This is a genomic window from Microcoleus sp. Pol11C3, assembly GCF_036701485.1.
GTDB lineage: Bacteria > Cyanobacteriota > Cyanobacteriia > Cyanobacteriales > Microcoleaceae > Microcoleus.
Genome location: NZ_JAUBQW010000063.1, coordinates 26,565 through 34,702, shown reverse-complemented (window position 1 = coordinate 34,702; position 8,138 = coordinate 26,565). Strand labels below are relative to the sequence as shown.

11 protein-coding genes are annotated in these 8,138 nt (G+C 44.0%); 9 read left to right on the top strand and 2 right to left on the bottom strand.

Annotation, left to right across the window (positions count from 1 at the left end; translation table 11 throughout):
- On the bottom strand, positions 1 to 368 hold a 368-nt coding region (locus tag QUA40_RS15740; protein WP_333127368.1), incomplete at its 3' end, for a transposase family protein.
- 134 nt (positions 369 to 502) lie between these two features.
- Here QUA40_RS15740 and QUA40_RS15735 point away from each other — a divergent pair.
- From QUA40_RS15735 to QUA40_RS15715, 5 genes are all read left to right on the top strand, one after another.
- Positions 503 to 643 carry a hypothetical protein gene (locus tag QUA40_RS15735; RefSeq protein ID WP_333127366.1) on the top strand — a complete coding sequence of 47 codons (141 nt, stop codon included), beginning with the start codon at positions 503 to 505 and terminating at the stop codon, positions 641 to 643.
- 140 nt (positions 644 to 783) lie between these two features.
- Positions 784 to 1,068 carry a hypothetical protein gene (locus QUA40_RS15730; protein WP_333127365.1) on the top strand — a complete coding sequence of 95 codons (285 nt, stop codon included), beginning with the start codon at positions 784 to 786 and terminating at the stop codon, positions 1,066 to 1,068.
- Positions 1,069 to 1,196: 128 nt separating this feature from the next.
- A complete protein-coding gene (locus QUA40_RS15725; protein WP_333127363.1) occupies positions 1,197 to 1,958 on the top strand; it encodes a DNA-binding protein in 762 nt (253 codons plus the stop codon).
- Between the two features lie 334 nt (positions 1,959 to 2,292).
- Positions 2,293 to 2,991, top strand: coding sequence for an aquaporin Z (gene aqpZ / locus QUA40_RS15720; protein WP_333127361.1), 699 nt, complete (start codon positions 2,293 to 2,295; stop codon positions 2,989 to 2,991).
- Positions 2,992 to 3,119: 128 nt separating this feature from the next.
- Positions 3,120 to 3,608 (top strand): gluconokinase, encoded by a 489-nt coding sequence (locus QUA40_RS15715; protein ID WP_333127359.1) that lies wholly within the window; start codon positions 3,120 to 3,122, stop codon positions 3,606 to 3,608.
- Between the two features lie 150 nt (positions 3,609 to 3,758).
- Here the strand turns inward: QUA40_RS15715 and QUA40_RS15710 are convergent, their stop codons facing one another.
- Positions 3,759 to 4,736: a carbohydrate kinase gene (locus tag QUA40_RS15710; RefSeq protein ID WP_333127357.1), complete on the bottom strand. Its 978-nt coding sequence runs from the start codon at positions 4,734 to 4,736 to the stop codon at positions 3,759 to 3,761.
- Positions 4,737 to 5,182: 446 nt separating this feature from the next.
- On the opposite strand from QUA40_RS15710, the gene QUA40_RS15705 reads away from it, so the two are divergent.
- From QUA40_RS15705 to QUA40_RS15690, 4 genes are all read left to right on the top strand, one after another.
- Positions 5,183 to 5,458, top strand: coding sequence for a photosynthetic electron transport-dependent transcriptional regulator PedR (locus tag QUA40_RS15705; RefSeq protein WP_006633901.1), 276 nt, complete (start codon positions 5,183 to 5,185; stop codon positions 5,456 to 5,458).
- A 34-nt stretch (positions 5,459 to 5,492) separates the two neighbouring features.
- The gene (locus QUA40_RS15700; protein ID WP_333127370.1) at positions 5,493 to 5,774 is read left to right on the top strand and encodes a hypothetical protein; all 282 of its coding nucleotides are present in this window, start codon (positions 5,493 to 5,495) and stop codon (positions 5,772 to 5,774) included.
- 116 nt (positions 5,775 to 5,890) lie between these two features.
- Entirely contained in the window at positions 5,891 to 7,165 is a 1,275-nt protein-coding gene (hisS, locus tag QUA40_RS15695) for a histidine--tRNA ligase (RefSeq protein ID WP_333127354.1), read from the top strand.
- A 188-nt stretch (positions 7,166 to 7,353) separates the two neighbouring features.
- Positions 7,354 to 8,103: a Uma2 family endonuclease gene (locus QUA40_RS15690; RefSeq protein WP_333127352.1), complete on the top strand. Its 750-nt coding sequence runs from the start codon at positions 7,354 to 7,356 to the stop codon at positions 8,101 to 8,103.
- Positions 8,104 to 8,138 lie beyond the last annotated feature (35 nt).

Here is an 8,138-nt window from a genome sequence, read left to right as displayed (position 1 = left end):
CTTTCGGTCACATCGACCACAACTACTTCTAAAACTGAGTCCGGTTGCAGCAGTGCTTTCTTTCCGGGTAAGCTAAACCGACCTGAACGAATTAATGTGTCCTCTACATATCTGACGATCCTGAACGCAGTGGATTCATTGATGTTCCAACTTTGAGCAATGTGAAAGTAGGTACGGTACTCTCGCCAATATTGTAATGCCAGCAGTACCTGGTCTTCTAAGCTCAGTTTAGGGGGGCGACCTGGTTTGCGTTTCTTGCGTTTCTGTTGTTGTAGAACTGACACCATTTCATCAAAAGTTGTAGGCCCAACGCCACAGAATCGCTTGAAGGCTTCTGGCTTTAAACTTTGCACTTGTTCGTAAGTCATCAGTTTTTCCTCTCTATCACCTTACTATTGCCCTTATTGGGGACTTTTGCAAGAGGTCTAATGTAAGGTGTGCTTCGGCGCACCAGCAAAAATGAGTGTAAAATGACCTATAAAAAAGTAGGAGGACGATATTAATGCCAAACTATCGCCGATTTTACCTTCCTGGTGGAAGTTTCTCCCTAACGCTTGTTACCTACAATCGCACACCGCTATTTTCAGAGTCAGAAAATGTCTTGCGACTCCGCAAGGCTGTAGGGGCGATTACATCAGAATAACCTTTTGAAATTATTGGGCAGTTGTATTGCCCGACCACATCCATTTTTGGTGAAAATTACCTCCTAATCATACTGCCTATGCCAAGTGTATTGGAGAGATAAAAGTTGTCTTTACACAATCTTTGCGAGGTCAAGGAACTTTGGCTCAAAATGTCTCATTTTCTGGTCACCAGCGTCGAGAAAGTGATGTTTGGTATCGGCGGTTTTGGGGATATCATATTGGCAAACAGCGTGATTTTGAACAGCATCTAAATTATATTCACTACCCTCCTGTTAAGCACAATTTAAGCTATTGTCCGCATTTATGGTATTATTCTAGCTTGAGCTTCTGGTTAAAAAAGATGTTTATTCAGTTGATTGGTGCTGTTGTCGTCATGGCAGAAAGCAAAAAATACCAAATTTTGATGCCATTTCCTATAGACTAGGAGAATAAATTCACAGGACTTACGTAAAAATTGGTATTTTTGGCTACTTATAGCGGTAATGTGCGCCGCAGGGCGCAACCCTATCATTGTGTAAGGTGTGCACTGCTTGAATTGACAGGAGATTTGCTTTGAAAACACTATTTTTGGCTTGGCAAAGCCCGCGCAGTGGTTCTTGGTTTCCGATTGGTCGATTGACATTTAACGGTAAAGAATACCAGTTCAATTATACAAATGGTGTTCTAGAAGCTAAACTTAAGTGCGGGTTTCAACCCTTGCCATCTTTCCCAAATTTCAATAATGTTTACACTTCACAGAAACTGTTTTCGTTGTTTTCTAATCGAGTGATGTCGCGATCGCGCCCTGACTACCATGAATTTGTACAGTGGTTGAATATCCCTGAACACGAACATGACTCAATTGCTTTATTGGCGCGCAGCGGAGGCAAACGGGCAACTGATAAATTTGAGGTGTTCCCTTGTCCCGAACCAGATGAAAATGGACGTTACTGTATCCATTTTTTTGCAGATGGACTGCGATACCTATCAAAGTCGGCAATTGAACGGATTAATCGGCTTCAAGTGGGCGAATTTTTGCACTTAGCCCACGAATTTCAAAATCCGCGCGCTTCCCGTCTGCTTCTGTGTACTAAAGATCACTGGATTGTCGGCTATTGTCAGCGCTATCTGGTGGATGATATTTTTGAAATTATTTCGCAGCATCCAGAATTGGTTCGCGTAGAAGTCGATCGTCTTAATCAACCCCCAACGCCCCTACATTTCCGCTTGCTGTGCAAGATGACTACCGATTGCCAGCAAGGCTTTCGCCCCTTCAAAGGCCCGATGTACCAGGCGGTTAGCAGTGATGTTTTAGCTGAGAGTGCGATCGGATAATCAGTAATAATAAGTACAATTATTATCACAAAGTTAGGGAAGAACCCAAGTTAATTATTCTGAAGAGAATACAGAAAATTGCACAATCTATACAAATAATTGGCTAAATATTGACATTTTTTCCCGAATAGAGTATGTTTGAGCTAACTTATCGATTTCCAATTCCGCATTCTCAGTTAAGCCCATACAATTTATGAAAATTATAGCTACACGTTGCTAATAATTTCCATTAGTATTGTTGCCCTGAGTCAAACAAATTCGAGTTCTAATTTTTAGAATTAGAACTCATATTCCTGTGAAAGTGACCGCTCAGAAACTTCAGATAATTGTGAGTATGAACAAAAAAATAAAGATTGGGATTGCTGAAGCTTTTGGTACTTTTGTGTTGGTATTAGGTGGATGTGGCAGTGCGGTTTTAGCGGGAGACAAAATCGGCTTTTTGGGAGTTTCGATCGCCTTTGGTCTATCCCTCTTAATCATGGTTTATACGCTCGGTCCTATCTCTGGATGCCACATTAATCCGGCGGTAAGCATCGGTTTAGTAGTTGCCAAACTGATCGATGCTGTTTTGCTTCCTTATTATATAGGAGGTCAGATTGTAGGAGGGATTTTAGGCGGTCTTGTTTTGTACTTGATAGCATCAGGAAAACCTGGTTTTGATGCAGCGGCTTCTGGATTTGCATCTAACGGTTTTGGAGAACATTCCCCCACAGGTTACGGACTTTTGGCAGCAGCTTTGACGGAAATTGTACTGACTGCTTTTCTGTTATTTACAATCATGGGTACTACCCATCCGAATTATCCCGTCGGTTTGGGCGGAATTCCGATCGGCTTGATGCTGGTGTTGATTCACTTAGTTGGAATTCCCGTAACCAATACTTCAGTTAACCCAGCTAGAAGTATCGGTGTCGCACTTTTTCAAGGCGGATGGGCAATTCAACAGTTGTGGGCGTTTATTTTATTCCCAGTGATTGGTGGAATTATCGGCGTTTTGGCTTATAATTTCATTAAACCCACTATGGAAGAAATTTGAGCGAGAATCAGAAATAAACCGGGTTTATTGAATTTTTTAGGGTGGTAGAATTCATCCAGCAACTTAAGAAGCCCGGTTTGTCGATCGCACAACTTGATAAAATTGCAAGTATTCGGTAAATAAGCGCCATGATTACGATCGTGATGGGAGTCTCCGGTTCAGGCAAAACTACTGTTGGCAAGTTGCTGGCGCAATCTCTCAACTGGGATTTCAGCGATGCTGACGATTTTCACCCATCAGCTAATATAGAGAAAATGAGTCGGGGCATTCCTTTAGAAGATGCGGATCGGCTTCCTTGGCTATTACAATTGCAAGCTGCCATAGACAGGTGGCTGTTGGAAAATAAAAATGTTGTGTTGGCTTGTTCTGCTTTAAAAACATCTTACCGCGAAATGCTCTACCGCGACCAACAGGGGATGAAAATAGTTTATCTCAAATGTTCTTTTCAGCTATTGGCAGCCCGGTTAACAAGTCGCGAAAATCACTACATGAAAGCAGACTTGTTGTTAAGTCAGTTAGACACTCTGGAAGAACCGGAAGATGCAATTATCATAGATGCTTCGCAACCGCTAGAGGTGATCTTGCGCCAAATTAGAAATCATCTCATGTATGGTTAATACCCCACAATAAAAACCTCTAATACAAAATCGGGCTTAACTTAAATACCTCTTTATTTCTTAGTAGAAGAGTTATTTTTTTTCTGATTAACCGAGTTTCTGAACCAAATTTAGCCCCCTCTCCGTTTCCAGACTGATAGGTTTACCGCTCTAATTTTTGTACAAATACAAGAAAGCTTCTACTTCAGCGGCGGTTGGTTGAGATCTAATTGCCCCGGGTTTCATCGCTGTCATCGCACCTACTGCACTGGCATAAGTTACAATTTTTTGGGCTATTTTGGGATCGGCTAGATTCTTAATTCCCTGCTTGCACAACTGCCGCACAAAACCAGCCAAAAATGCGTCGCCTGCACCTGTTGTATCCTCAACATCTATTGTAAATGCGGGGATTTTTCCTTCATTTTCCGAGATACAATAGGCGCAACCTTTCTCGCCCGCAGTCACCAAAACACCTTCTACAGAATCGAGGCGGTAGGTAATAGCTCCTGCGTCGGTAGTGTCAAATAACCATTCGGCTTCTTCCTCAGATAACTTGACAAAATCAACTTTTTTTAATATTTTGCTAATGTGCGCTTTTGCTTCGTCTGGATTTGGCCAAAACACGGGACGCCAATTGATGTCAAGTATAATTTTAACGTCGTACTGTTCTGCTAGTTCGATCGCTCTGGCGATCGCCTCTCGACTTTCAGGATAAGCTAATTCTAAAGTGCCTAGCACTAAAAATTCGGCATTTTCAAACAACACCTCGGGTAGTTGTGCAGCGAGGAGGTGGGTGTCGGCAAAATCCGCAGTATCAAATTCACCAAAACCGGCAAAATTGCGATCGCCCGCTTCATTCCGCAAGACATAAACTTGCCGCGTCGGCGCACTTGGATGCCGCTGCACTCCAGCGATATCAACTCCTATTTCTTGCAATACCTGCACTAGGGAATTCCCCAATTCATCCCCACCTACAGCACCGATAAATCCCGTCGCCGTCCCCAATTTAACCAAAGCACAGGCAACATTAGCAGGAGCACCGCCGGGATATGCAGTCCAAGATTCTACCTCTTCTAGAGATACTCCTGGTTTGTCTGCTAAACAATCAAATAAAATTTCACCCAGACACAGAACGCGAGGATAAGTCATATAAATTTTTGATGTTAGATGTTAGATTTTAGACCAGGAGTAGACAGGTTAATAATTATTTTTAACCCATCCCAGAAAAATTGCCAGCTATTTTTTTATGGCTGCTCCTATAATATCAGACTTACTGATATTGGCAGTTACTCCCTCAAGGCTGAAATATAGTGCGGGCTTATCATTTAGTTGTTTTACCCGCAAACATCTCCAGGTTGGGATCGGATGTCCGATGGGCGTAGGCAAAGGCAGCATCCGCCACCCGACGCACAAGCAGTGCAAGTGGCTGCGCGTCTGGCCGTGTGCGCGCTGGGTTTGCACTCCTAGCGATTCTGCAAGCGAGTTGGTGCTTCGGGCCCAAAAGAGTAGCACAGAAAATTAAATTTTCTCTTCATACTCGATCCCTCATCCTTTAGAATTGTAGATAGGTAAATATGCAGACATAGGAAAAATTTATGAGTGGGATTGTCTCTGGGACCCCTGTCACCCTGTCGGACAGAGAATTGCAAGTGGTAGAGTTAGTAGCGGCGGGATTGACTAATGAGAAAATCGCCGAAAAGTTAGAGATTAGCAAGCGTACAGTTGACAACCACATTAGCAATATCTTGAACAAGACGCGCGCTGACAATCGAGTTACGCTTGTACGCTGGGCGTTGCAGTGGGGAAAGGTATGTTTGGACAATATTAACTGCTGCCCTTTACCACGGCCGATCGATAAAGAAGTATCTTAAGTAGGGATTCTGGTTGGGAACAGGCAAAGAAATGATGCAAACGGCACAAGAAAAACAACTCCGCTATCAAATTCAAAGCCCTGGATTACCGTTGGCGGTGTATCGCGAAGTGGCGGTCCATTTGCGTCAAGTTGAAGGGGTGCAAACCGGTTTAATTCCGCAGCAGTCGCAGCGGTTTGATTACTGCGACAGCCAAGTTGGGGGTTTGTGGATACAGTATCCTGAAGGGTTCGATTTGGCAGGTCGCGAGCGGGTTGATCGCATTTTGGCTTATTATGGCGATCGTTACGGAGCGTGGGAATTATTAAGTCATTAGTTATTGGGAATTGTTAGGTGTTGACTGTTGACTGTTGACTGTTGACTAACAACTAATAACCGTTAACTAATAACTACGGACTACTAACTACTGACTACTGACTACTGACTAACAAAATGAGTGCAATTAAAACTTTACCGGGAACGCGGGATATTTTGCCCGCTGAAATTCAATACTGGCAAAATATAGAAGAAGTCGCTAGAATAATTTTGAAAAAAGCGGCTTATCGAGAAATTCGGACACCAATTTTTGAACAGACATCTTTATTTGAACGCGGCATCGGCGAAGCTACCGATGTTGTGGGTAAGGAAATGTACACTTTTAAAGATAAGGGCGATCGATCGACTACTTTGCGTCCAGAAGGCACCGCCGGGGTAGTCCGAGCTTTTATTCAAAACAGTTTGTACGCGGCTGGTGACGTGCAGCGTCTGTGGTATGCGGGGCCGATGTTTCGCTACGAACGCGCGCAAGAAGGAAGACAGCGGCAGTTCAATCAAATTGGCGTGGAAGTCTTGGGAAGTGCGAATCCTCGTGCGGATGTCGAGGTAATTGCGATCGCCTGCGACATCCTGCAAACCCTCGGTTTAAAAAATTTGCGCCTCGATATTAATTCTGTCGGAAATAAGCAAGACAGACAAAATTATCGGCAAGCCTTAATAGATTATTTTACACCGCACAAACACGAATTAGACGCGGATTCTCAAGACCGCTTGACTCGCAATCCGCTGCGGATATTGGACAGCAAAAATCAGCGTACTCAAGAAATTGTAGCTGGTGCGCCGAGTATTTTGGACTATTTGGGAGAGGAATCGCGATCGCACTTCGAGCAAGTGCAGCAAATGCTCACAAATTTAGGAATTAGCTATCAGTTAAATCCCCGATTAGTGCGCGGTTTAGATTACTATACCTACACCGCATTTGAAATTATATCCGACGATTTGGGAGCGCAAGCAACAGTTTGCGGAGGCGGCCGCTACGACGGTTTAGTCAAGGAATTGGGCGGCCCAGATACGGCAGCAGTCGGTTGGGCAATGGGTATCGAAAGGTTAATTATCCTGTTGCAAAAGTTACAACCTTTGCCCGCGCCGAAGTTAGATTTCTATTTTGTATCCAGGGGCGCAAAAGCAGAACAGCAATCGGTATTGTTAGCTCAAAAATTGCGAAGTGCCGGGTTTAGCGTAGAGATAGATTTGAGCGGCAGTGCGTTCGGGAAACAGTTTAAAAGAGCCGACAGAAGCGGTGCAGTTGCGTGTTTGGTTTTGGGAGATGCGGAAGCTGAAAACGAGACGGTACAATTGAAGTGGTTGGCGAGTGGTGAACAAAGTGCGATCGGGCAATCAGAACTACTAGCAATGACAAACGAGTTACAGCAGAAGATTAACAACCCTTAGAACTCTCGGTTTTTGCCCAGTCTAGATCCCCCTAAATCAGGGGGACTTTGAATTCCAATCCTCTCGTTACCAGGCTCTGCCCGGTAACGCATATCCAGAGGCTCTGCCTCGTCATTAAGCCATTAACATTAATCCCAAAAACTAAGAGATATAATTTAAGCATTAAAACATTTAACCTCTGATAAACTATGTCTTTAGCAACTAAAAATCATGAAACAAAACTCACAATCACCTGGCCGCTACTACCAGAAGATTTCCAACTACCAGACGACCCCCTGGAAGACGAAAGCCAACCATTATTAGCCGCCGCTTTGCGCCAGCCGCTAACAGGATTTCCTGAATTAATGCAGGATGCCTTAATTGTTTCCAACTTTGCCTTGTGTGCCGGCATAAGTTTCCCAGGTTCAAGCAGCGACGAACAGCGCATTATCTGCAAAGCGCCAGATTGGATGTACGTGAAACCCGTCAATCCCAAAAATGTCTCTCAAGTCCGCCGTAGTTACACGCCACACACAGAAGGAATCATCCCCCAAATCGTGATGGAGTTTCTTTCAGAAACCTATGGAGAAGAATACTCCGTTGAATTTACCTCGCGGGTGGGAAAGTGGTATTTTTACGAGCAAGTAATCAAAGTTCCCAGATACGTCATATTCCGAGCAAAAACAGCTCATTTAGAAGTTTACGCTTTAGAATCAGAGCACTACAACTTGCAAAAACCTGATGAAAACGGACGTTATTGGATACCGGGATTAGACTTGTTTTTAGGAGTTTGGGAAGGAACCCACGAAGGGAGAACAGGCTGTTGGCTGAGGTGGTGGGATGCAGAAGGCGAGTTATTGCTGTGGTCGGAAGAAAGAGCCGATCGCGAACGACTGCGCGCTGAAAAATTGGCCGAAAAACTGCGTCAAGCCGGGATCGAGTTAGATGATGAAGAGTGAAATATCAATTGATGAGTCGAGTTCGATCGTGTTTT

Excerpts from the sequence above, each read along its gene's own strand:
- QUA40_RS15705 (WP_006633901.1), top strand. The coding sequence starts at position 5,183 with ATGAGTGGGATTGTCTCTGGGACCCCTGTCACCCTGTCGGACAGAGAA.
- aqpZ (WP_333127361.1), top strand. The coding sequence starts at position 2,293 with ATGAACAAAAAAATAAAGATTGGGATTGCTGAAGCTTTTGGTACTTTT.
- QUA40_RS15715 (WP_333127359.1), top strand. The coding sequence starts at position 3,120 with ATGATTACGATCGTGATGGGAGTCTCCGGTTCAGGCAAAACTACTGTT.
- hisS (WP_333127354.1), top strand. The coding sequence starts at position 5,891 with ATGAGTGCAATTAAAACTTTACCGGGAACGCGGGATATTTTGCCCGCT.
- QUA40_RS15690 (WP_333127352.1), top strand. The coding sequence starts at position 7,354 with ATGTCTTTAGCAACTAAAAATCATGAAACAAAACTCACAATCACCTGG.
- QUA40_RS15735 (WP_333127366.1), top strand. The coding sequence starts at position 503 with ATGCCAAACTATCGCCGATTTTACCTTCCTGGTGGAAGTTTCTCCCTA.
- QUA40_RS15700 (WP_333127370.1), top strand. The coding sequence starts at position 5,493 with ATGCAAACGGCACAAGAAAAACAACTCCGCTATCAAATTCAAAGCCCT.
- QUA40_RS15710 (WP_333127357.1), bottom strand. The coding sequence starts at position 4,736 with ATGACTTATCCTCGCGTTCTGTGTCTGGGTGAAATTTTATTTGATTGT.